This window comes from Roseovarius sp. JB2-10 (assembly GCF_055693585.1).
The window spans coordinates 1,015,099-1,039,012 of record NZ_CM146337.1; the positions used below are offsets into that span (position 1 = coordinate 1,015,099).

At 52.5% G+C, this 23,914-nt stretch carries 21 protein-coding genes; 9 read left to right on the forward strand and 12 right to left on the reverse strand.

The features are described 5' to 3' along the window. Nucleotides 1-5 precede the first annotated feature (5 nt). The gene (locus ACZ1HJ_RS05065) at nucleotides 6-1,238 is read right to left on the reverse strand and encodes a Gfo/Idh/MocA family protein (RefSeq protein WP_472721241.1); all 1,233 of its coding nucleotides are present in this window, start codon (nucleotides 1,236-1,238) and stop codon (nucleotides 6-8) included. A 182-nt stretch (nucleotides 1,239-1,420) separates the two neighbouring features. Here ACZ1HJ_RS05065 and ACZ1HJ_RS05070 point away from each other — a divergent pair, with 182 nt between their 5' ends. Beyond that, nucleotides 1,421-2,293, forward strand: a complete 873-nt coding sequence (locus tag ACZ1HJ_RS05070; RefSeq protein WP_472721242.1) for a glycosyltransferase family 2 protein — start codon at nucleotides 1,421-1,423, stop codon at nucleotides 2,291-2,293. 4 nt (nucleotides 2,294-2,297) lie between these two features. Then, nucleotides 2,298-3,101, forward strand: coding sequence for a hypothetical protein (locus ACZ1HJ_RS05075; protein ID WP_472721243.1), 804 nt, complete (start codon nucleotides 2,298-2,300; stop codon nucleotides 3,099-3,101). Between the two features lie 11 nt (nucleotides 3,102-3,112). Here the strand turns inward: ACZ1HJ_RS05075 and ACZ1HJ_RS05080 are convergent, their stop codons facing one another. The 3 genes from ACZ1HJ_RS05080 to ACZ1HJ_RS05090 are packed head-to-tail and all read right to left on the reverse strand — an operon-like array spanning nucleotide 3,113 to nucleotide 5,909. Continuing rightward, entirely contained in the window at nucleotides 3,113-4,090 is a 978-nt protein-coding gene (locus ACZ1HJ_RS05080) for a glycosyltransferase family 2 protein (RefSeq protein ID WP_472721244.1), read from the reverse strand. Next, complete coding sequence (locus ACZ1HJ_RS05085) at nucleotides 4,083-4,931, reverse strand: sulfotransferase domain-containing protein (RefSeq protein WP_472721245.1); 849 nt, start codon at nucleotides 4,929-4,931, stop codon at nucleotides 4,083-4,085. The genes ACZ1HJ_RS05080 and ACZ1HJ_RS05085 overlap by 8 nt, the downstream gene beginning before the upstream one ends. Nucleotides 4,932-4,934: 3 nt before the next feature. Then, nucleotides 4,935-5,909: a glycosyltransferase family 2 protein gene (locus ACZ1HJ_RS05090; RefSeq protein WP_472721246.1), complete on the reverse strand. Its 975-nt coding sequence runs from the start codon at nucleotides 5,907-5,909 to the stop codon at nucleotides 4,935-4,937. Between the two features lie 252 nt (nucleotides 5,910-6,161). On the opposite strand from ACZ1HJ_RS05090, the gene ACZ1HJ_RS05095 reads away from it, so the two are divergent. The 6 genes from ACZ1HJ_RS05095 to ACZ1HJ_RS05120 all read left to right on the forward strand — a co-directional run bounded on the left by ACZ1HJ_RS05095 (nucleotide 6,162) and on the right by ACZ1HJ_RS05120 (nucleotide 12,477). Further along, nucleotides 6,162-7,688, forward strand: a complete 1,527-nt coding sequence (locus ACZ1HJ_RS05095) for a hypothetical protein (RefSeq protein ID WP_472721247.1) — start codon at nucleotides 6,162-6,164, stop codon at nucleotides 7,686-7,688. Nucleotides 7,689-7,712: 24 nt separating this feature from the next. Further along, nucleotides 7,713-8,786 (forward strand): glycosyltransferase family 61 protein, encoded by a 1,074-nt coding sequence (locus ACZ1HJ_RS05100; protein ID WP_472721248.1) that lies wholly within the window; start codon nucleotides 7,713-7,715, stop codon nucleotides 8,784-8,786. Nucleotides 8,787-8,801: 15 nt separating this feature from the next. Next, nucleotides 8,802-9,413 (forward strand): sulfotransferase family protein, encoded by a 612-nt coding sequence (locus tag ACZ1HJ_RS05105; protein ID WP_472721249.1) that lies wholly within the window; start codon nucleotides 8,802-8,804, stop codon nucleotides 9,411-9,413. Between the two features lie 242 nt (nucleotides 9,414-9,655). Next, complete coding sequence (locus ACZ1HJ_RS05110; protein ID WP_472721250.1) at nucleotides 9,656-10,756, forward strand: Gfo/Idh/MocA family protein; 1,101 nt, start codon at nucleotides 9,656-9,658, stop codon at nucleotides 10,754-10,756. A 2-nt stretch (nucleotides 10,757-10,758) separates the two neighbouring features. Continuing rightward, entirely contained in the window at nucleotides 10,759-11,643 is an 885-nt protein-coding gene (locus tag ACZ1HJ_RS05115) for a hypothetical protein (RefSeq protein WP_472721251.1), read from the forward strand. Between the two features lie 3 nt (nucleotides 11,644-11,646). Further along, a complete protein-coding gene (locus ACZ1HJ_RS05120) occupies nucleotides 11,647-12,477 on the forward strand; it encodes a WecB/TagA/CpsF family glycosyltransferase (RefSeq protein ID WP_472721252.1) in 831 nt (276 codons plus the stop codon). Between the two features lie 28 nt (nucleotides 12,478-12,505). On the opposite strand, the gene ACZ1HJ_RS05125 is transcribed toward ACZ1HJ_RS05120, so the two are convergent. The 5 genes from ACZ1HJ_RS05125 to ACZ1HJ_RS05145 form a co-directional block, all read right to left on the reverse strand. Continuing rightward, entirely contained in the window at nucleotides 12,506-13,816 is a 1,311-nt protein-coding gene (locus ACZ1HJ_RS05125) for a glycosyltransferase family 2 protein (protein ID WP_472721253.1), read from the reverse strand. A gap of 52 nt (nucleotides 13,817-13,868) precedes the next feature. After that, nucleotides 13,869-14,501: a class I SAM-dependent methyltransferase gene (locus ACZ1HJ_RS05130; protein ID WP_472721254.1), complete on the reverse strand. Its 633-nt coding sequence runs from the start codon at nucleotides 14,499-14,501 to the stop codon at nucleotides 13,869-13,871. Nucleotides 14,502-14,645: 144 nt separating this feature from the next. After that, nucleotides 14,646-15,464, reverse strand: coding sequence for a sulfotransferase family protein (locus tag ACZ1HJ_RS05135; protein ID WP_472721255.1), 819 nt, complete (start codon nucleotides 15,462-15,464; stop codon nucleotides 14,646-14,648). Between the two features lie 52 nt (nucleotides 15,465-15,516). After that, a complete protein-coding gene (locus tag ACZ1HJ_RS05140) occupies nucleotides 15,517-16,335 on the reverse strand; it encodes a hypothetical protein (protein WP_472721256.1) in 819 nt (272 codons plus the stop codon). Nucleotides 16,336-16,443: 108 nt separating this feature from the next. Beyond that, the gene (locus ACZ1HJ_RS05145; protein ID WP_472721257.1) at nucleotides 16,444-18,249 is read right to left on the reverse strand and encodes an ABC transporter ATP-binding protein; all 1,806 of its coding nucleotides are present in this window, start codon (nucleotides 18,247-18,249) and stop codon (nucleotides 16,444-16,446) included. A gap of 341 nt (nucleotides 18,250-18,590) precedes the next feature. Between ACZ1HJ_RS05145 and ACZ1HJ_RS05150 the strand changes: the two genes are divergently transcribed. Then, nucleotides 18,591-20,168 carry a hypothetical protein gene (locus ACZ1HJ_RS05150; protein WP_472721258.1) on the forward strand — a complete coding sequence of 526 codons (1,578 nt, stop codon included), beginning with the start codon at nucleotides 18,591-18,593 and terminating at the stop codon, nucleotides 20,166-20,168. A 19-nt stretch (nucleotides 20,169-20,187) separates the two neighbouring features. Here the strand turns inward: ACZ1HJ_RS05150 and ACZ1HJ_RS05155 are convergent, their stop codons facing one another. From ACZ1HJ_RS05155 to ACZ1HJ_RS05165, 3 genes are read right to left on the reverse strand one after another with little or no spacing between them, the layout of a single operon-like run. Then, entirely contained in the window at nucleotides 20,188-21,048 is an 861-nt protein-coding gene (locus tag ACZ1HJ_RS05155) for a CpsD/CapB family tyrosine-protein kinase (RefSeq protein ID WP_472721259.1), read from the reverse strand. 14 nt (nucleotides 21,049-21,062) lie between these two features. Then, nucleotides 21,063-22,622 (reverse strand): GumC family protein, encoded by a 1,560-nt coding sequence (locus ACZ1HJ_RS05160; RefSeq protein WP_472721260.1) that lies wholly within the window; start codon nucleotides 22,620-22,622, stop codon nucleotides 21,063-21,065. Further along, complete coding sequence (locus ACZ1HJ_RS05165) at nucleotides 22,622-23,839, reverse strand: ExeA family protein (protein WP_472721261.1); 1,218 nt, start codon at nucleotides 23,837-23,839, stop codon at nucleotides 22,622-22,624. Before ACZ1HJ_RS05165 ends, ACZ1HJ_RS05160 begins: the two co-directional genes overlap by 1 nt. Nucleotides 23,840-23,914 lie beyond the last annotated feature (75 nt).

Consider the following 23,914-nt stretch of genomic DNA (forward strand, 5'->3'; position numbering starts at 1 on the left):
CGCCTTCATCCCAGTTTTTGAGCCCACGGCATTGGTTCCAGCGGGTCACATCGTGTCGTCATTTGTTGTGCGCCGCTTTGCTCGCCAGAGCCTTGGATCGCCAAGGTAACCTCCGTCAGGTGCAGTGCCAAATCAATCGACATGCGCGAGGCGCGTCCCTCGCGAATGGCCTCGACCATCTCGGTCACGCCAAGCGCGAAATTCATCGAGGCAGAGCCCCATCTGCCGACCTTCGGATGGGTCTGCTTGCCCAGCTTCAAACGCTTGGAAATTGGCGATTCCATCAGGCGGCGACGCAGATTAAAGCGTTTGCGAAACCGTACCTTGGCGCTGTTGTTCCATGCTTCGTCCAGCTCAATAATGCCGCGATCCCCGATGATACGAAGGGAATGGTTATGCGGACCAATAATGGTGCAGGTCAAACGTGCAACAACGCCGGATTCAAAAAAGAGCGTGGCGACGGAAAAATCCGGCGCCGGATCATCCACTGGCAATAAATCTGCCACCTGTCGGGAAGACGCTGCCACCACGGTGCGCACAGAACCAAAGATCGAAATCAACCATGTGAGGTAGTAGCCCGCATGTTCGAGTGTGCAGCCCACCTCAAATTCATCACCCGCAGGCCAGGGCGCGCCGCTTTCGCTGATCCAATCGGCATACCGCGCCTGTGGGATGAAGCCATCATCCAGTTCGGCATAGATCACGCGCACTTTGCCTGCCACTTTTTCACGCACTGCCGCCCCGACGGTCTGTGCCGCTTCGCTGAGAAAACTACAGGGGGCAGAGGCCAACATCAGGTCACGTTCACGCGCCATTTCGCATAGCGATTGGGCATCCTTGACCGTCATGGCCAAAGGTTTTTCCGTGTAAACGTGACAGCCAGCCTCAAGTCCGGCCTTCCCAACCTCAAAATGAGAAGAGGGGTTGGTCAGGTTCAGGAGAACACCCCCGGGGCCAATTGCGGACAGCAACGCGTCTTGCGAAGCAAACTCCTGCAACTCCCAGAACCCGCAAAATTGCGACAGCCGGTCTGCGCGTCGGTCATATGCGCCCACCAATTCGAATTCGGTGCCCAACGCAAAGGACCGTAAATACAAATCGGCAACGAAACCGGTTCCGATGATGCCCACTTTGATCATGTCGCGTATGTGCCGATCTCTCTTGTCAGTAATGTGGCCCGATTGCGGAAAAGCATGTGTTTGCGCCCTCTCGTGCCGTCCAACGGCGATTTTGTCCATCCATATTCATGGGATGTTGCCGTATTGGGCGTCAGGTTGTGACGCAAGACCAACAGGTTTCATGCATTCCATGCCAAAGCCCCTTGGTCATCGACAAACGCCCCCCGAAGCAGGTAACGGTCAACACAGCAAAGGTTTTTGCACCGACGCTGTAAAGATTTTGGGCCAAGACAGGCAAGACTATGACAGGTGAAGCGGCAACAGAAAACGATGCGGGGCGCAAAGCCGCCCTGATGAGCGTGATCATCGCCGCCCGAAACGAAGAAGCCTATATCGGCGCATGTTTGAACGCGCTTTTGGAGCAGTCTGCAGATGCCGGACCGGTAGAAGTGATACTGGCGGCGAATGCCTGTACGGACCGCACCGTTGACGTGGCAAGCGCCTGTCAGGAAGATTTTGCCGCGCGCGGCTGGCACCTGAACATCATTGAGGTCCCGGAGCCAGGGAAGGTCAACGCCCTGAATGCTGCCGACCAGAAAGCGACCGGTTTTGCCCTGATTTTTCTGGATGCTGACGTTCGGTGTGATCGTGATTTGCTGGCTCAATTGCGCGGGGTACTAAACACGGATCGACCGATTTATGCCACCGGACAGCTCAAGGTGGCGCCAGCCAAAACCTGGTTTACGCGGCGCTATGCCAAGTTCTGGGTATGTTTGCCGTTTGTGCGCGGTGGGGCCGTTGGCGCCGGGCTTTTTTCCGTTAATCGCGCCGGTCGTGCGCGTTGGGCCGAGTTTCCTGATATCATTTCCGACGATACTTTTGTGCGGCTGCAATTCGCGCCCGACGAAAGGATCGAAGTACCCGCAAGGTACCATTGGCCGATGGTCGAAGGCTTTGGAAATTTGGTGCGCGTGCGGCGCAGGCAGGATGCGGGTGTACGTGAAATCCACCAGCTTTACCCCGAGATTGTTGACAATGAGGCCAAAGCATCTGTGCGTCGGAAGGACTTGATTGGCCTGTTGCTCAAACGGCCGATTTCTTTCTTTGTATATGCTCTGGTGCATGTTGCGGTAAGATTGCGCCGCTCAGGCTCAGATTGGACACGGGGGCGGTAAGGCTATGGAGCGTCATGTTATCCTGACCCTGGGTCGCAGCGGCAGTAACACGCTCTGTGATATGCTTAACCAAAATCCAGCCGTTTTGAATTTTGGCGAAGTTCTGGGCGAGTGGAACCTCATACGTAAGCTTCAAAAGAAACTCCCTTTCATCCCGCGCGGGGACGAGGCGTTTCTGGATTGGGTTTTGTACTCGGGATCATTTTTGCGGACGGTGAACGGTATCCGGTCTCTGCGAAAAAACGTGACCGGCAAACGTGGTTCCTCCAAACCAATGCGCGATATCAAGACCTTTGGCATCAAGGACTTTTCACTCAATTTCATGCGGTTTGGCCTGTCCGACTACCTTGATAAACACGCTGATTTGAAAGTGATTGGCCTGAAGCGAGACGATGTTGTCGACCGAATGATTTCGAATGCTATGCTGGGCGCGACCGGTGTCATAAAAACGACCAGCGCAACCGATCAGAAACGCAAGACACTTCGCATCGCGCCGGACCAGATTGCAAACCTGCTTAGCGATATTGAGACTGAAAACGCTGACCTTGATGCGATGCTGGGTCGTTTGCCGGCAAACCGCAAACACGTAATTCGCTATGACGATCTGTTTTTGGACCCCGAAAAACGCCAAGCTGCAATGACGGAGCTGTTTCAGTTTTTGGGTGTTCCGCCGGTGCAGACCGAAGAACGCATGGTCAAAATTATCCGCTCATCCGTATCAGACGTAATTGAGAACTATGATGAGTGTCTTGAGGCCGTCCATGGCACGCATCACGAAACGCTTTTGCAAGAGGCCGCGGCGCGGTAGGGCGCGGGGTATTATTTGTACTCGATCAAGCCTCTGCGGCGCCCCAAAACACGGCGCAGCCAGTATTCCATCACTCCGGTCATTTCGGCAAACTTTCCAATCACCAGGAAAAACCCGCGTTCCCATGCGGTCAAATCGCCGCCTTCACGCACGGCAAGGCGGATTACCTGTAGTGGGTAGAGCAACAGAAGAAACAGCGCTTTGGACGAAAACAGCCAATACGCCACCAAGATAAACAGCGGCAAAAACAAGCCCCAAGTCAAAGCTTTTCGGGTTTCGCGCACCCAATGGCGTTCCGGCGGCAATCCATGAATGGCGGCCCCTTCGGCAAAGGCGTGGCCAGAACGGTGCGTGCGTTTCCACCATTGCGTGAAACTGTTGATCGCCGCATCGTGCAGCGTCATTTCGTGATCCAATCGCCAGATTTGCCAACGCCATGCCCGCAACCTCACGCACAGCTCGGGCTCTTCGCCTGCGATCAATTCCGGGTCAAACCCTTCGACGTCTTTCAATGCTGCGATCCGCATCAGTGAATCGCCCCCGCAGGCCTTGGTCATGCCGACGGGCGTGTCCCATTCCCAGTCGCAAAACCGATTGTATGCGGAATCTTCAGGGTTGATTTCCCGTCTGCGACCGAAGGCCACGGCAGCATCTGAATGGGTTAGCAGAAATTCGAGAGCTGTGTTGATCCAGCCGTCCTGCAACTCGCAGTCACCGTCGATGAATTGAACGAATTCAATCGGATAAGTCGATGTGAGAGCCGCCAGCCCCGCATTTCGAGCACGCGCTGCTGTGAAAGGTTTGGTCATGTCCAACTCAACCACATCCGCCCCGGCGGCACGGGCCTCTTCGATGCTATTATCGGTGGAACCTGAGTCCACATAAACGACATGTGGCACTTGAGCACACACGGACGCTAGGCAGCGCACAAGCCTTTCGCCTTCGTTTCGGCCAATGATGACCGCCCCTATGTGAGCCCTTTCAGTCATGCGTCAGAAACGGATAGCTGACGCGGAGATCATCGCGGCCCGGCAACAATGCCATCAGTTGACGGAAATCATCGCGGTAGGTTTCTTGTAATTTCTCACGGAGCGTTGCGGACAACTCCGGACGGTCCTGCATCTGCCGTTTTTTCTTCAGACGGGTCCGAATTGATTGCGGTACAATTGTTTTTCTCAAGGCCGTGGCAACAGGATTGCCAAACACCAGCCAATGCAAAGGAAACCGCCGAATGCGTTCGGCTGAGGCATTCATTTGTGCCAAATCTTCTGTCCACACGGGTTGTTGTCGGTATCCCAAAAACGAACAAACCTGTTCCAAAACACGTTGAGGATCGGATTTCATCGCTTCCAGGCTAATCACCAGCGTATTTTCCGCGCCATAAGCATCGATATACGGTCCAATCTGCGTGGCATAAGATCCGTAACTGACCAGCTCCGGATGTTTTGCAAAAGCCTCTTCTACGTTGCCCGACATAACACCCATCGTCCATTCGTGGATGTAATGCGATACTGCGCGGGCGATCGGGTCGCGGATCAGATAGATGATCTTGGGCGTATCCAACATGTCTCGCATGCGGCTCAAGGCATCAGGGTGGACAGGCAATTTGGTGTAATGCGTGCTTGCCTCACCTTTGATATCGTCCGGTGACGCATCGTCGAACAGTGCCACATACCAGTCTCTACCATTGGCAAAAACATCGTCATCCGAGAAAAAGTTTGGCTCTTTGGGCGTGGTCATGAACACCCCGGGTTGTGCCCCAAGCTGTGCAGCCAATGTGCTTGTGCCACACTTCATGGCGCCGACAATAATGAAGTCCGGGAGGGCCATTCTTTAATTCTTTGGTTGATGGCTGTCGCCAAGCGGTGAAAACACGTTAGTCCAGATATCGCGGTATTCCTGTTGGTTGCTGGCGGGTATGGTTTTACCAGCTAGCACACGCATTGCGGCAATTGTACGGCCGACAAGCCAGCTCAGGTTGGCAAGCAATAATCCGCCTGTGCCGTACATCTGGTACAAAATCCGCGTCCGAGATGCGTAATAGTAAGCAGGCAAACGTTTTTTTGCCTTGGCCAGGGATTTGACCGGACCACTGCCGCCGCGAAAATGGATGGCGCGCGCCTCGGGGGTGTACCGAATGCGCCACCCGGCTTGGCGCGCCCGCCAGCAATATTCGACATCTTCAAAATAGAGGAAATAGCCTTCATCCATCGGTCCTACCTCCTCAATCATTTCTGCACGCAGCAAAATGCAGGCAAAGCTGGCCCAATCGATCTGATCCGCAACCGGCGGCATTTCCATCGCTACGCGATATTTTGCCAAGAGCCGCGTGACGGGGTTACTTTCTGCGCCGCGGATAACTTCGCTCGCGGGCGACGGAAAACGAAAACAGCTGATTTGCTGACCGCCGTCATCGTAATCTATGCGAGGGGCGAAAAAGCCAAATTCAGTCTCTGTTTCAGCGCATTCCAGTATTTCTTTGAAAAAATCCGGCTGTACGACCGCATCAGAATTTAACACGAGATAATACTGTGCCTGCATCGCGCCGATGCCCTGATTGTGCCCGCCTGAGAATCCGGAATTGGTGGGTGAGATCACTAAATGTACACGATGTGCTTGGTTCTTTTCCTGAATCCAGTTGCCAATTTTTTCGACTGATCCATCATCGGATTTATTGTCAACGATCACCACGTGGCCATCAATGTCATCCAACGCATCCAAAACGGACTGCGCGCATTGCAGCGTCAGGTCCGCGGTCTTGTAGTTGATGACCGAGACAACAACGGTGGCTTTTGAAGGGGGTGTCACCAGGTTTTCCGATTCTTTGTGGCCAATGGCGAAAGGCACGCACTGGATGCACGGCACGGTCGATTTTTCCAAGCGCCTTCTTAAAGCGTTGAACCCCCAAAGGAAACAATAGGTTGGAATGACCTAAATTGTGGGGGCTCTCCGTTGTAAATCAGCAAAGATAGAGTGAAAATTGCCCCAATAGGTTTCGATTCGTCTCGAAAACGGATATGTCCTTTTTCCAGTAAAGATTTTGTCCGGGAATGGTTTTCTATGTTCGCTGAGCTGGTTTTATACAGCTGGCCATTGGTCACGCTCTACCTGTTCAAACGGATGCCGTTGCAGGAAGCGTTGGTGTGGTCGGTTGTTGCCGGATATCTGCTCTTACCCCAAATCGTCGGATTTGATCTTCCGCTGGTGCCGTCAGTCGACAAACATCTGGTGGCAAATGTCTCAGTAGCGATCATTTGCGTGGCCTTCGCGATTTCCCAACAAAACAAAGTCAAACATGCGCTGGTCCGAGGTATTGCACCTCCATCTGGAGGTCCGGACAAGTTTGTTGTGCGTCGCGGAAAGCTGTTGTTTTGGGGTCTGGTTTCGACCTTGTTCGTCACAACACTGTTCACCGTATTAGACAACGGTCGTCCGCTGGTTCAGGGCCTGCGTATTCTGCAGGGCTTGAGAATCTACGACATGTTCACGATCAATTTCGAATTGATGACCGTGATCCTGCCCTTCTTGCTGGCGCGTCGCTACCTGTCGACACCCGAGGCCCATCTGACCATTCTCAAGATCCTTGTTATTGCGAGCCTGGCATACAGCCTGCTTGCGCTGTGGGAACTCCGTATGAGCCCCACGTTGAACAAGCAGATTTATGGATTTTCCAATCACGTTTGGGCCCAAAACGTGCGTGGCGGTGGTTTCAGACCCATGGTGTTTATGAACCACGGATTGTGGCTCGCCATCGTCTTTGCCATGGCAACGATGGCCGCTATGGCAATTTGGCGAGATCAATTGAAATCGGGCAATGCGTCCAAGTGGCTTTTTGTTTCGCTTTATTTGCTGTTGATCTTGGTCCTGTGCAAATCGTTGGGTGCCTTGATCATTGCCGTACTTTTGCTGCCGCTTTTGTTTGTTTTCGGTGTTGGAATGCAACTGTTTGTGGCGGCCATCATTTCGGGTGTCATCCTGTTCTACCCGATGCTGCGTGGTGCGGATTGGATACCCACCACGGCGATTGCCAACGCGACCGCAAAGATTGACCCGGCGCGCGCGCACTCCATTCAGTACCGATTTGACAACGAAGATGAGCTGTTGGCGCACGCGAACAAAAAACCAATGACCGGGTGGGGATCGTGGGGCCGAAACCGCGTTGCAAACGAAAAGGGTGTCGATAACACGGCGACCGATGGATTTTGGATCATTATCGTTGGTGTCCATGGTTGGTTCGGCTACATCGCGCAATTCGGCCTGCTGATGTCCGGGATTGTTATGTTGGCGGTGAACCGAAGGCGATTGCAATTGACGCACGCCACATCCGGGATCGCGGTTGTGCTGGTTGGTGCCATGGTCGATTTGATCCCCAATGCGACGATATCGCCGATCACGTGGTTGTTGGCAGGGGCTTTGATGGGGCGCTATCAAACCGCCGAGGCGGTTGTTAAAGAAACCAATGTCCGGCTAATGGCTGAAAATCGCAACAAATCAGACGCGTTGATAGACGAGCCTGTTATGGCCAAAAGACCGAATACAGCCCGTGCCGCACGCCCATTACATCAACGTCGACCACGCGAAGGTTAAGACAAATACTTCGCTGACACACCCGTGAACGACGTGAACCCACACCCCAAAATCATACGAGAAGGCAATTCGATGGTGGAAAATGCTTTTGGCACACTTGATTTCGAAGCATCGAAATGCCCTGAACATACCCTGATTACCGCCCGATCGCATTTGATTGACCGGTTTGTGCCGGAATGCGAATTGATCCGGTTGCCTGCGAAAACTGTGGGAGGTGGTCAACTTCGATACGAACGGAAGACATATGTGACTGACGCCTCTGAGCCAGAAAAACGCGGCATCCGTGCGTTCCGGAAAAGCGCAGCGACCCATCGGTTGGACGGCGGCGTTTTCGTGGATCTCAGAATGAGGCACCCGCAAAATTGGGCGCATTTTCTGAATAATCACATCCCGATTTGTTTTGTACTGTTGCACGAAACTGGTCTGCGGCCGAGGGACGTCACAGTCATTCTGCCTGCCAAAACACCCGGGTACATCGTAAAGGCGGCCGAATTCTTTGGGGTGTCAGCACTGTGCTCGGACGACCGGATCGAAGGCGAGGGGATTGCCTTCACGTCTGAGCCCTGGACGGGCATTCGGTCTGTACGGGCTGACTGGGCGCGCCTGCCGATGATGCAGGATGTTTTGCAAACGCAAAAAATCCACGGGGCGACGGCTGATCATTTGCCCCGGAAGGTGTTTCTCTCGCGATGCAACACACGGAACCTGGAAAATGAAGCGCCGGTCGAAGCGTATTTGTCGCAACGCGGATACACAAAAATTTACCCTGAAGATCTGTCAATCGCGGATCAATTGAAGCTTTTTGAACACGCGGAAAGCATGGTTGCTATACACGGTGCGGGTCTGGCGCCGCTGCTCTTTTTGTCAGAAGCCTCAACACTCAAGAAACTGATCGAGGTTTTCCCCTGCGGCCACATGACAGACGTGTTTCGTGTCATGGCGCATCAAGTTGGCTGCGACTGGATTGGGGTACGGGGCAAAATAAAACCGGAGCATGTGGCGCCTGCCTATGATCTGGACAAACCTTTTCTGCAATACTCGCTGCAGTCTTTTGAGCTTGACCTTGCATCGCTCGACGTTGCATTCGAAATGGTCTGAATAGGAGCCCATGTCGTGAAGACCAAAAAAGTTTTTTGTATCGGATTTCACAAGACCGGTACCTCATCACTGGGTGTGGCGCTTGAGAAACTGGGATACGATGTTGTAGGCTTCTACCCGTTTCGCCACCTTGCGCAGCAAGACCAGCTGGACTTGGCGGAGGTCGAAAATCTGGCCCTGCAAGTTGCGGCAGAACATGATGCCGCTCAAGACAGTCCATGGCCTATTTTGTATCGCCAGATGGATGCTGCCTTCCCGGGCAGCAAGTTTATCCATATCTACCGGGATCGTGACGCCTGGATGCAAAGCGCGATCAAGGATTTTGGTGAAAATCCAAATGCGATGCGTACCTTGATCTACGGCGCGCCTTATCCGAAAGGTTTTGAAGGGATATGGCTGGACCGCTATGACCAGCACAATTCTGATGTAAAAGCGTATTTTGCAGACCGGCCTGATGACTTCATCTCACTTGAACTCGAAAAGGGTGAGGTCAATTGGGACAATGTTTGTACGTTCTTGGATGAGCCCTTGCCGAACATCCCGTGGCCACATGCCAACCGCCGCAGCGTCAAAAAGCAAAAGATGCTGCTCTACAAAATAATGCACAAACTGGGCCTGAAAAACTAATGCCCACCGAATCTGCGATCGAATAGGCGGTGAGACTGGCGGATAAACACTCAAGCGGCGCACAAAGCGCAGACAATGGTGTTTTTCCTTACTTCTGTCCTCACGGTTTTTCACTTAAAGAACACGTAGTTACGCAAACCTGAGAAAATACCCGGAATTTTCACCGCTACGCACGGTCGTCGTCAAATTATAGACATAAAAAACTGCGAGTAGCACGTTCAATCAAAAATCCACGAGCGGTCATGAAAGAAAAAGTAAAAATTGCTGTTGTCGGCCTGGGCAAGATGGGCCTGTCTCATTTCGCATTGGTGAACGCCCACCCCGACACGGAAACATTTGCCTGTGATGCAACCGGTTTCATGGTTGACGTGCTGAGCAAGAATATTCCAGCCAAGATCTATCGCAAATATGATGAAATGCTGGCGGAGGAGACGCTGGATGCGGTTGTTATCGCAACGCCATCGCGTCTTCACGGGCCAATGGTTCGCGCAGCGCTCGACAAGGGTATTCATGTGTTTTGTGAAAAACCCTTCTGCCTTGATCCCGATGAGGCGGAAGAGCTGGCCCAAATCGCGGAAAGCAAAGGTCTGGTCAATCAGGTCGGGTACCACAATCGCTACGTTGGTGCTTTCCGCAAAATGAAAGAGATTGTCGACACGGGAGCATTGGGCCGGATCACGCATGTGATGGCCGAGGCCTATGGTCCGGTCGTTTTGAAGGCCAAGCGCCAGACATGGCGGACCCAAAAAACAGAGGGCGGTGGATGTCTTTATGACTACGCGGCCCACCCGTTGAATTTGCTGAATTGGATGTTTGGCGCCCCTGAAACAGTGCGCGGCTCGGTTCTGAATTCGATCTACTCCGAAGGGATCGATGACGAAGTGTTTAGCACGCTGCAATTCAAAGACGGTCCAACGGCCCAGCTATCGGTCAATTGGAGCGACGAATCGCACCGCAAGATGACAACGAAGATCAGCATGATCGGAACCAACGGTCGCGTGAATGTGGACCGTCAGGAATGTCAGGTCTATCTGCGCGAACCGGTTGCCGCCCTGCCCGATTTCAAAAAAGGTTGGACCGTAAAATATACGACGGAGTTGACCGAAGATCCGTGGTTCTACCTGCGCGGCGAAGAGTATTCGAACCAGATTGATGACTTTATCCTGGCCGTCCGCGACAACCGTGGTGCGGCTGGGGAAAATGACTTCCGTTCGGCAGCGATGACCGACCGCGCATTGAGCATGATTATGGATGACAGCGCCGGCGTCACACCCGCAAAACCACACACATCCACAGACACGAAATCATCCGAGCGCAAGCGCGGATGGTTTGGGAGGTCGTGAAGATGGGAACAGAGACCACAATGGACCGTTTGCTCTTTGGCGATAACCAGTTCTTTGGCATCAATCACATGTCAGAGGAAAAAGCGCGTGCGCAAGCGATGCGATTTCAGGAAACCAGCGCCATCATGGATGTGTTGGATACGGCCTATGATGAGGGCATCAAGACCTTCATGTGTACGACCCACGACCGGATCGCCGAAGTGGCCGAGATCGTGCGCGCAAACCCGGATCGTTATCCTGATTTCACGTTCTATCCGTGTATGCCCTATGCCCATAAATACGCAAACGCTGTGACGGATTACGGCATGTTGGGTGCCGTGACGCATTTCATGCCCGAGGACGGGTTTTTCAAAACGGCCCTTAAAGGGGGAGCAGCACTGGCCACCAAGGATGTGGACGGTATCGCCAAGGTGCTGATCGACGCCGAAATGAAGATGTTCAAAGGCCTCAACACGCCGATCATCTTTATGCAGAACGTCTTTACTGATCTGCTTTTGGGAATGGGTTTCACCGGAGCTTTCCGGGTGTTCCACGATCACATCAAGGAAAAGTACAACGCCGAGCCTGCGTTCATCACGATGAACATGCCTGCCCTTGTTGATGCGCTGGAGGAATTGGGGATCAAGAACCCGATCGTCTGCTCAAACATCAACAAACTGGGCTTCCGGATGTGTGGCGGGTTGGATTCTTACGTCAAAACCCTCGAAAGCGGCCGGGTCCGGGCCATCGCCATGTCGGTTTATGCCTCGGGGGCAATTTCAGCGGATGAAGCGATTTCGTGGATATCAGAACTGCCGAATGTGGAATCAATTGTGTTTGGCGCATCGAGTGCCGGCAATATTCGCAATACACGTGACCTTGTTAATCAGTATATGTGGAAGGAATAGTTCATGGAGGGTGGTTTCATTGCCGCGCAGGACGACAGCATGATGGCGTCAGATGCCGATCAGACCCAAGAGGTCGGGTACAAAAAAGTGCCTCTCCTGAATGCGTTTGTTCATGACGTCACGATGGATGAGGTCGTGCGCGATTTCAACGAAGGTCTGATGCTGACGCTGCATGTCGATATGATCATGAAGCTGCAGCAGGATCCTGAATTCTATGAAATCTTCAAGAAGTTTGACCTGATCACCTGCGACAGTCAGATCATGTATTTCGCTACGAAATTCATGGGCACGCCGGTCAAGGAACGTGTGTCAGGCTCTGACTACTTCCCCAAGTTCTACATGCACCACAAAGACAACCCTGACATCACTGTGTTCATGTGCGGGGGTAAACCGGGCATCGCTGAAATTGCGGCGAAAAACATCAACGACAAAGTTGGCCGTGAGTTTATTTGCGGCACTTACGCGCCCTCGTTCGACTATGATCAAAAGCCGGAAGAGATCGAACATATGATTGATCTCATCAATGCGTCCGGTGCGACGGCTTTGCTGGTCGGTCTGGGCGGTGGACGTCAGGAAAAGTTCATCATCAACTACCGGGATCGCCTGCCCAACGTAAAACTGTTCCTGCCTTTGGGTGGTACGATTGACTATGAGGCCGGTACATTCAAACGCCCGCCCGCATGGATCACCGAGGCCGGGTTTGAATGGCTATATCGTCTGCTCAAAGAACCAAAACAACGTTGGCATCGATACATCGTGCATGAGCCGCCATTCTTGTGGAAAATCCTGTTACAACGGCTGGGTCTCTACCGCGATCCGTTTGCCAAGAAGTAGCGGATCATTGATGGCCTGATCAGGGCATTCACATCTTGTAGTAAGAAAAGGTGCTGTCGCTTCGATAGGCATCACGCTCGCTGTCCGGGACATCTGACTTGGCGTACCAAGGCGCGTGGCCAGCCGTGAACCGTCCACCGATGCGCACCCCTCGGGTGAAGGCGTCCTGCGTCCATTGATCCTTGTCATAAAGCCCGAATGTTGTGTCCACATCGGCACGGTAGACTGTATCGCTGGTCTTGGTTTTACCGATTGGGTTCGCCCAAAACCGCTCTTCCCACTCCCAGATTTTCCATTCCTGATAAAGAAGATTTACAATCGTATCGCTGAAAAATTGCCGGTGCATGATATCCAGCGCAAAGCCAGCTTTTCCGATTTTATGGACCTTTGTCTGTTCGATTAACTGATCCAGAAAGTCGTCAGGCAAAAAAGGATTGAACACGATGTCGGGGTCCGTGACGCAAAAGTACCGCGGCATTTTCGCGTAGCGCTCCGGTGTGAAAATCGATCGTTTGGGCCCGAGGTTTTCCTTCAAACGGTCCACTGAAACCACGGCTTCAATTTCATCCAGAAAGGCATGCATCTCGGTACTGGTCGAGGCATTGTCGACCAAAGTGATATCCACAAATCCGGTATCACGCAGCTGCTTTACCATCGATTTGCAATATGTCTGGTTGTTGAAGCAGGGAATAAAGACCGGCATGTCGCGCGGGCGAACTACCGCACCTGATTTGGTCGCGCCAAACGCCTCTTCGATGCTGTTTCGAAGGACAGGCACGACATCTGACATCCTGCTACGTTGTACGAAGAAGACGCGAAATGTGTTGTCGTCTGCTTTTGCGCTCCGCAAAACCGGTTCCAGACCTTTGGCCATCAGAAACTCGGTCACGTCGATCGCGGTGGAGGATTTGTCGCCAGACGCTATACTATCGAGTGTTGCATGCATCGCGACGCAGTTTTCCAACTGATCCGACATATCTTTGCAGAACTGTAGAGTCGTAGCCTTGCCTTGCCACAACCCGAAGGGCGCGGATGTCTCGACCGCTTGCAGAACGGCACGCGCGCCCGACGAGTTTTCTGCGATCAGCATGACCTTGCCGCTTTTGACCAGAACAGGGACATCTGCGTCCGCTACAATGATGCGATCTGGCGCCAGGGATTTGAGCGCATCGGCGCAAATTTGGACAAAAGATTTCGATCCATCGTCCGTTCCTTCCATTTTCGGCAGGGCATCGAAAAAAGACGCAAAACTGTGGGAAAGTACGCCGCGCTCAACGTTGGCCTTGGATCGATTGCGCATGTTTCGTGCGGATTTTATCGCCCGTTTTACCAACTTCATGGAACCGAGAACCCCTTGCGATGAACCAAATCCAAAACCTAGACGGGTTTGGTCATTTGTTGCGTGCCACGATGAGATATTGCTTTTCGAAAAAAGCGCGGAACAATCCGAACGTGAAGAGATTTGTCCACTTGTGCCACCGGGCTTTGGACTGCCGGCCCACAATGCTTTCCAGCGTCAAACCGGAGCCGGTCATTAGTTCGACACAGCTGTCGCGCGTAAACCAGCGCATGTGGGTGCGATCCCTGATGCCGTGATCTTCCAACTGAAATTTGCCCTTCAGGACAAGCGGCCCGACCAGGTTGACGTGGCGCATATTCGGGATGCTGGCCACGATGACACCGTCCGGCGAAAGCCCCGCATGCAGCGTTTCAATGACCGTCCAGGGATCACGCAGATGTTCCAGAACATCGAGGCACAGGACCGTATCGAACGGACCCTCTTCTTTGATAACTTTTTGCAGGAATGCCGGATCATCCAAATTGCCGGAAAATGCCGTATCAACATCCGGATCATGATTATCCGCGACCAGATCCGTCAGCACAATGTAATCGGCTTTGCCCTGTCTTTTCAGCTCGGAACTCGTACCACCGAAACCGCCGCCAACATCCAGAATCTTTTTTGAATGGGCTGGAATAAACGGGAAGACATCTTGCCTTACCAATCCATAATATCGATCCGCCATGTGGTGCGTTCCTTGCAGGTTAAACGTGTTTACTGATCACTGATGTACTGATTTTTATGTCAATAATAGGTTACGCTGAGAACAACAGCGGGATTTGGCCATTCACCGATTAAATTGCCGAAAGCCGTGTCAAACCTACAACTTTCAGGACCAAAAATCAGGTTTTTTACCGAACCGTTCCAAAAATGCGGCTGCATCCTTTTGGACCTCTTGGGTTACCTGTTCTCGTAGTGCCGGGCTCCATACGATGTCAGTCTCAATTTTGTGGGTGACAGTATTCTTCAGGAACAGTTTCAGCCCGTGCGGCACCAGATGTTTGTATCGTTCGAACGCCTTGAATTGTCGCAAGCGTTTGACCAGTGATGGATCTGAGATTTTTTCATCGCGCGTGTTCTTTGCTTTGCGGTCTGCAAACACCGCCGCATGATCATCGACTTCAAGATAACGTAACAAGCCAGATACAGTTGCCTCTTTGTCGGCAACGTAATCCTCGAAAAAAATCACGTGAATGCGGTCTTCCGAATAAGCATTGGCGAAGATTTTGAAATTCTCTTCGTAAAGACTGCCATGCATCAGGTTCCAATCAAAAACGGCACGTTCGAAATCCATATGTTCAGCGCCATTCGCGAGCTTTTGTACATATTCTGATTCTATCCGCCGAATTGGATTGCGCACCATGTAGATCAGTTTTGCATCCGGCACGTGTTCTGCCATGCGATCCGCGACTATTTGCGATTTTCCTCGGGTACTGTACTCGGGTGTGGCATCCATGATGACCTTTTGCCCGGATGGCTGGAATAACGACATATAATAATCGATGCCACGGTCATAAAGATACGAAAAGAAATGCGTCTCTTTCGAAGGGTACAGATAAATATCCGGGTGATGTTGCAGATCGCCACAAAGGCTGGTGGTGCCTGCCTTGGCTGCGCCAATCAAAATGGTGTTTGGCAAAGCTGTCATGTCCGCCCCCCGTCACAAAAAGTGACGCCAGTTGAAGTGCATTGGGTGTGTGTCATGTGGCAGAGGGCTCCATCCCAAAAACAGAATGTGCCACATTTTGCAGGCGGGCATCGGATACAACACTTTGAAAGATCGGGTCAGATTGGCTGTTTCTCCAGCGATCAAAGACGCCCGCGCGTACATTTGTGCCTTCAGTCTGATAGCCATCGAAGGAACTGCCGTGGCCATAGACGGGCACGTCATCCAATCCGATATCGCCACTGTTTATCCCAAGCTTCTGGGATAGATCATGGCGATAAGCTTGGTCCGTAACCAAATGATTATAGAGGATTGGCACGACGGGTTCGCTACCAAACGTGACTTCGGGGGCGAGAACGAATTGAGCGTGATTGGCGTATAGATCTTGCTGGCGTTTGATGTCTTCAGCGCTTCCAAACCGCTCGGGCCATTTTTTGAGGCGACTGGCAAACAGATTGTACGGATCTCGAAGGATTACGCCACATTGCACTTGCGTCCCATGCCGCTCTGCCCGGTCCGCTAAAAAGTCGGGCAAGGCCCCGGCGGTTATCTCTCCAGGTGTCAGGTCTTCGTAACTGAGGATGATTTTGGGGCGACGGTTGGCGCGCCTTATCCGATATTCGCGCATACCCACATCGAAGGGATGCGCGTTTTGACGGATGTTATTGTAGAAAACTGCAGAGCCATCCACCTGCCCTAAAATCCAATTTATCGCCAGGTGATTGCCAGACCGCCGCATCCCAAAAAGAACGAGGATATCATATGTCCTGCCTGCTGAAATCCAGCGTTCCGTCGCCGAAACTGCCAGCTTGCGCCACTGTGTTTTGACCGGTTTTGCCAGCTGCGTCAGCATGGTCGGATATCTGGATTTTGGATTCGCGCCAGCCGTCATTTTGCGCCACCGAAAACAGTTCCATATGAGTAAAATTCAAACCGAAAAAGAAACCACGTGCTCATCTGATTACTCGTTCGCGGCCATGCGTCGGAAAGTATCGCTTGATTCAACCAGATCATCAAACGTGCCGGTAGATGCGACTTTGCCGCGCTCCAGCAGAATAATCTGATCACATTTTTTGACCGTGCTCAGCCGGTGTGCGATCATGATAATGGTCTTGTCATTGCGAATATTCTGAACCGCCTTCATCACCGCACTTTCGGTAAGGTTGTCGAGCGCAGACGTGGCTTCATCAAGGATCAAAAGCGACGGATCATGGTAGAGCGCTCGGGCGATGCCGATCCGTTGTCTTTGACCACCTGACAAACGAACGCCGCGTTCTCCAACCGTTGTTTCATATCCGTTCGGCAGTTCATTGATTACAAAGTCATGTAGCATCGCTGTTTTGGCTGCGCGTTCCACGGCTTCCATATCTATTGGCTTATCGCCCGCACCAAAGGCAATGTTCCGGGCGACGGTAGAGTCTGTCAGATAAATACTCTGCGGCACGTATCCAAGCGACCGGCGCCAGGAATGAATGTTCTCACGGGTAAGGGTCGTTCCATCCACGGATATCTGACCGCCATCCGGGATCAAAAGCCCCAGAATAAGATCAACAACCGTTGTCTTTCCGGCACCGGTTCCGCCGACGATACCGATCGTGGAGTTCGCGGCAATTTCCAGGTTCAGGCCATTTACAGCCGGCTTATCGCCTGATGCATAGCTAAAGGTGACATTGTCCAAAACGATCGCCTCATTCAGCGGCAGTTTGTTGGTTTCCTTCGCGCCGATGGGTTCCTTCACCTTGTTGGCGATCGCATCGCAATAGTCTTCGTAGATATGGTCGAGAACCGGTTTGGAATTTCGAATGGATGCCACAGCGCTGTAGACTTGTTGCAGTGCTGGCAAAAGACGCATGACCGAAACCGCAAAGACGCCAAGGATCGGAATGGCCTTCGTCAGATCGCCATCGTCGCGGAAAATCATGAACAGAATGACCGCCATCAACACCACGTAGGTCAGGGCTTCCAGTGCGTAACGGGGAATCTGGTTAATGACCTGTGACAATGCGGCGCTATTGGCCAAACGTTTTGCAGGAGAGCGAAAGCCGGAGACATACATCTCCTCAAGCCCCATCAGTTTGACTTCCTTGAAGCCATCCGTCGCCTCCTGGGTCAGTCGAAACCGTTCCTTGTTGGCATCCAGAATATCGTCACCCAACCGCAAAAGTTTGACGCGCATTTTCATGTAGATTGCCGCGTAGGCACCGCCGAGCAAGAGCGCCGAAACAATTGCAACCAAAGGATCGACGAAAAGCAAAAAGACCAGAATTGAAATGGCCAACAGCAGATTGGACAATAGCCGGCTGCCGGGCACGATGATCTTGTTCACAAGGTTCTGAATTTCGCCCAGGACGCTTTTTTTCACATCGGCGCTGTTGCGTTCCAAGAACCATGTGTAGGGCTGATGCAAATAGGCCTGCAGCAAACGGCTGGACAGAGTAAAGCCGCGCATGGTTGAAAATCGGATGATCGCGTAGTTGCCGCCTGCTTTGATCGCCAGACTGAATGTGACGACAAGCAAGACGACAATCGACAGAAACAGCTGAAAGCCGAACGTGCCCGTGAAGCCGAGCGTTTCGTATATCCAGTTCAGGTATTCGCTTTCGAAAATACGCTGGGGGTCAGAGAGAATTTGGAGCAGTACAAGAATGGTGGAAATGCCGAAAACTTCTGCAAAGGCGACGAACACCATTAGCGCCATAAGCACGCAAAAACGGCGGCGTTCACGCTCACTGAGCAGCACCATCAACTTTTTTATGACATCGATCATTCTCGATTCCCAAAGACAAACAGTTCATGTCGTGTCGAAATGGCCCTGTTGCGGCAAATCCTTGGCACTACGGTGATGCCGCGCCCAAGGCCATTTTGGTGCCTTGTCACACTATCTGTACGCTTTGCCAATAGCTTGGTGCCTTTGTTTGTTGGTGTTTCGCAGCACAGTGACCCATAAAAAATGAAATTCTGGTGCAGTCGCAGCAATTGAGGCGACTTCCGGCCTGGTGCTTCCGAATTTTGTGCAGTTCACACAGGATTGAAGCGATTTTTGCCCCAAAAACATGGATAGTATGATTTAATCTGGCCAATCTGCGTAAATTTGAGCAAATTCTTGTAATGAAAAATTCCTGGTTCACACGTAGCTTCTGCGCTTTTTTGACATCCGCAGTTCTTGTTTTCACCTCCAATTCTGCGATTGCGGATCCCGGTGTTGTGTCCCGAGATAAGCTGGTCCCGTTCGGCGGGCTTGCGTGGTCAGTGCCGGAATTCGAAATCCCTCAAGCGTCTCCGGGTTTGCCGCTTCTGGATCTTGTGGATAATTCGCCGGAAGCCCTTCTTCTGCGTCGATTGGAACAGCAGGGAAAAGCCGCAGGTTTCAAAAACGTTGTCTATGACAATCATGATCGTGGGCATTCTGTCCTGCCGCCGGGTATGTTTCCGCGCCTTCCAAAGGTTTATTTCAGCGAAGAGTTGAAGAAGTTGAAACTAGACTTCGGGCTGGCCGGTAAGATCATTCTGCCTGCCATCGTGATCGGTAATTCATCGACCGCGATCACCAAAGGCCAACGTAAACGCAGCCAGCCGCGTCTTTCGATGACCTCACCCAATGGGCCGGTCCGTGCATTCCTGACCTATGTGACCAACCACCTTTACCTCTATCCTGAGCACCGTGACCATGATGCGGCTGACCTCTTCCCTGCGAACTGGCCGTATATGGTGATCACGCAAGGTTCGTCACATTCCGACAAGCCGTTTATGCGCGCCCTCCTGATGACGGTTGCTGCCTTCAGTCCAGAGACGCAGGCGCGCTTGCAGGAGCTGAATCTGATCGCCCCAACCTTGCAAATGATACTGCGTCGCAGCCAAAAGGCCGTTTACAAAAGGGCCGCTTACCTGTCGGGTGCCGCGCATCCCACGGTTTTTCAGAAACGAAAACTCGTTCCCGAACGTATGGTCGCAATGGCTTCGGCGCTGAAACCGGACGAAATTCCGCCGATGGTTTACTTGTCCATTGAGGAAGAGGAATTTCAAAAATCCGCAGGTTTGGCGGGCTTGTCGGAGGTTTTGTTCGACACGCCCTCGGCCATCGCACGCATATGGCGCTCTACAGAATACACCCGGACCATGACTATTTCTGCGGACTCAACCGTAGATCCCAACGGACATGAATTGCAGTTTTCATGGGTTGTTTTGCGGGGTGATCAAGACCGTGTCCGCATCACACCCATTGGTGAAAACGGCAGCTCAGCCGAGATTAGCATTGATTGGCACGACACACGCAAGATCACGCCAACGCATAAACGTCTGACGGACAGGGTAGATATTGGCGTATTCGCCTGGAACGGTTTCCACGATAGTGCCCCGGCCATCATTTCGGTTAGCTTTCCGGGACACCAGACGCGTGAATATGCGGCAGCCTCGGGCGAACAGCGCGCGCGCTTGGTTTCGATTGATTATGACGCTGCCGAAAGAAAGGCCAACTACGACCCGGTGCTGTTCTGGTCAGCCCCATGGCGCGACGAATTAAGCTATGACGATGCAAAGGGCACCGTTGAGATAACGCGTCAGACCGGTGATGAAACGATAACGCTGACCTCACCAACAACACTGGCAGGCGGTCAATCCATTCAGTACGATATGGAAGTAACCGAAAAAGCCCGGATTCTGGTGATGGAGACCGAGCTATCGCAGTAACGGCGGATCGCCCTGGCTGTTAGCTGTATTCCTTGCCGTATTCTTCGTGTTTGCTCAGGTAGCGGCATTTGTTCAGGACAACACCCAAGACATTGGTTCGGGCCGCAAGTTCCTGCTCGCATTTGTCGATCTCATCAATCGTCGAACGTTCTGCCTCGGCGATCATTAGCGCGCAGTCCACCTGATCCAAAAATGCCAGCGTGTCGTCACCTGAAAACACAGGCGGCGTGTCGAAAATCATGATGTCTGGCTGAAACTGGGCCTCGATATCATCGATCTTTTTCGAAGCAGTTGTGCTCTGCAGCAATTCAGCCGGGTTTCTTACGGTGTTGCTATTTGAGCCGAAAATCAGGTTTTTGCCATAGCGCAGCATTTGAGCTTCGACCGGGTCCTCACCCGTAAGCACCCTGGAAAACTGCCGCTCTTCCGTCAGCCGCAGTGTTTTGGCCAGCGCTGGTCGACGCATGTCCAGTTCTATAAGCGCCGCAAAGAAGTTGGTTTGACGCGCAAGGCTGAACGCCAAGTTGACACTTGTAAGGGTTTTGCCAGCGCCCTGAGACGGCGACACAACGGCCAGTCGCGTCCATTTGTTGCTGCGCATCTGGTGCAGCAGTTTGGTGCGCATCACGTCGTATGGAACGGAATCGTGGCTCGATTTGTAGGCAACAATCCGGCTGCTCGCCAAGTGCTTTTCCTTGGGATTGAAAGCGGGGATCGTTTTCCAGATTTCTTCCCGGCCTTCTACCGACATGGTTTTTGGTAAAACGTAAGTATCCAGCGCGGCATCATCGCGTGGATCCGGCCGTTCTTCCTGTGGCGTACCCGCATTTTCACGTCTGGTTTTGCGGGCCTTGCTCAGTGCTGATTGGATACGTTCCATATTACCTCTCTAACTCATTCACCAAAACCCTGCCGAAATTGCTCGATCAGATCGGCCAAGCCTGTTTTATCAAGGGCTTTTTCGATCAAGAGATCCATCGGCAGGTAATACGTATGCAACAAGAATAGTGTGACCGGGATCCCCAACCCAACGATAAGCAGCGCCAGGAAAATGACAAACCGTCTTAGATTGGCCTGACGGCGCGTGCGGATATAGGGGATTGATACAAACGGCGCGATGCCAAGCCGATTGGTCAGATCGACAGACCGGCGCACGGAATTGTTCAAAAGCTCGATCAGAAATACGAATGCCAGTCCGGCCAATACGCCGCCAGCCACACCCGCAGTGGCAATTTTCTTGCGGTTCGGGCTTGTAGGTTGGCGCGGCACTGTGGCCTGTTCGATCACCGAGATACGCTGGCCGCGGGATTGGGCTTCAATCTGATCGCCTGTGCGTGCTGCAGCGAAATCTGCAGTGGCCTGGTTATATTGTACACGAATATTGTCATAGTCGCGCTCCAGCGAGCTGAGCGTGATAGCGTTGGCCGGTGTGCGTTCGATTGACTTTTCAATCTCTGCCACTTCGTTTTCTACGTTCTTCTTTTCTTCGAGCAAGAACTCCATCTGCCCGTCCAAATCCGAGAGTTGGACTTCATAGGCGGACATAACTTCGTTGCCCGCACCACCGCGCTGACTGGCAACTTGGCGCTTTGCTGCGTCAACCTGAGCCCGGAGCGTTTTCACACGCGGGTTGTTTTCGGAGAAAAGAACGAGCGCTGAAGCCAGTTGATTACTAAGTTCTTGCAGCTGCAATTCTTCAGGCGACAGGGAATCACCAGACAAGGCCACTTCGCCTGTGCTTTGATACAAATCCACCAGATGCGCGCGTCTGTCCCGCAGGCTTGCCAGCTCACGCTCCATATTCAGCAAACGCTCTTGCAACGACGCCTGCCTGTTTCTGCGGTAATCAAGGCTGTCCGGCAGGTCGCCCTGGTTTTGGCCTTTGAACGCGAGAATTTTCGCGCCCTGCTCTGCCAACGCTTCGTCCAGCTTGTCGACTTCGTTCTTGAAGAACTCGAGCGTCTGTGACGTGGTGGTTGTCCGTAGCGCCACGTTTTCCTGCAAGATCAGCGTAACGAATTCATTTGTGACCTTGGCAGACGTGTCGCCGGTTTTTGCAAGGAACGAAACATTTACAAATGATGCGGCATCACGGCGGCCCGGCAAATTCATCTTCAGGCGCTTGCGCATATCCGCGACGATATCATCTGCACTGGTGCGGGGCTGATCTTTATAGAGCTCGTATTTTCTGGCCACATCCAAAAGGCTGGCGCGCGTAAGAATACGTTGTGAAATGATAGCCAATTGTTCCGACACTTCCGTCCGGACCGTCGATTCAGCCAGATCACCGGGGATCTGGGCGGATTCCACCAACAATCTGGCACGCGCTTCATATCCTGCTGGCAATGTATAGGCGACGGTCACACCAAATGCGGATACCGCCACCGCCACCACCAGAAAGTAGTGAAGGCGTCTCAGGAACAATGACGCAAAAAATTTAAAGTCAGGGATCATTACGCAGTCTCGTCATTTTTTTCAGGAGCTGGAGCGCCAAAAAAAGCGCCATCATCCAAAACCTGTTCCACAGTAAGCAAGGTCACAGTCTTCTGGTTCTTTGCAAAAGCATACACCATAGATAGGTCGCACAACTGATTTACCAGACGTGGCACACCATGGGTATTCTTATGAACCAACCGGCTGGCACTCTCGGTAAAAAGGTTGCGAGGCGCGCCGGCTTTCTTCAATCGGTGCCCGATATAGGCCAAGGTGGTGCTTTCATCCATCGTATTCAAATGAAAACTCGACGCAACGCGTTGCGCGAACTGGCGCAATTCCGGGCGTTGCACAATTTCTCTCAATTCGGGCTGACCCACCAAGACCAACTGAAGCAATTCATCTTTGTTGGCATTGATGTTCGTAAACATGCGCAACTCTTCCAGTGATTCTTGGCTGAGGTTCTGCGCCTCGTCAAAAATCAGAATGACACGGTTGCCAGCGGCATATTCACTGATCAGGTATTCCTGGAACGCATCAAAGAGGTCGACATAGGTGGCCGAGTTGTCCGCAGGCTGGTCCAGCGACATCAGAACCCACCTCAACAACTCGCCGCGCGATCCATGCGCATTGGAGACCAGGCCAACTTTGACGTTTTCGTCTAGGTTGTTCAGGAAATGATGCAGCAGCGTCGTTTTACCCGCGCCCACTTCACCAGTGATCAATGTGATTGGGGCACCCGTCAGCGTGCCATATTCAAGCATTGTGAATGCGCGCTGGTGTGCCGGTGACCAAAAAAGGAAATCGGGATCAGGCAGAAGCGTAAAGGGCCGCTCCTTCAATTCAAAATGCTGTGTATATATCTCAATCGTATTGTTCATTGGCTTCGTGTAACTCGAATTACCGGTACCTTCCATTAAATTAGCATCACTCACACGATTGCCGTTTTGCAGGATATAGGCGGTGTTGCTAGAGGTCGAAACAGAAGACGGGGTATTTTTTCTGCCTGGCGTTATGGCTGCACATAGCGCACGGACGCTGGAAAACTTTGGTGGCTTTGGTTTTGTGCTGACGTCGTTGGTGGATTCGGCGGCTGCGTTCCGGGCGCGTGTTTCCTCAACCTTAGAGATTGCTTTCCCAAGTCGAACCGGATCTGTCGCGCTAAAGATGTTTGTGACATCCGGCGGCGGCGCAGATTTTGCGGACCTCGGGACTCTCCCGCTCATTGTTACCTCCAAGCCGATTACCAAAACATGCGAAATTGGCCGGATGACCCCATGTTCCGAAACTGAGATCGCATTGGGCTTTGTCCA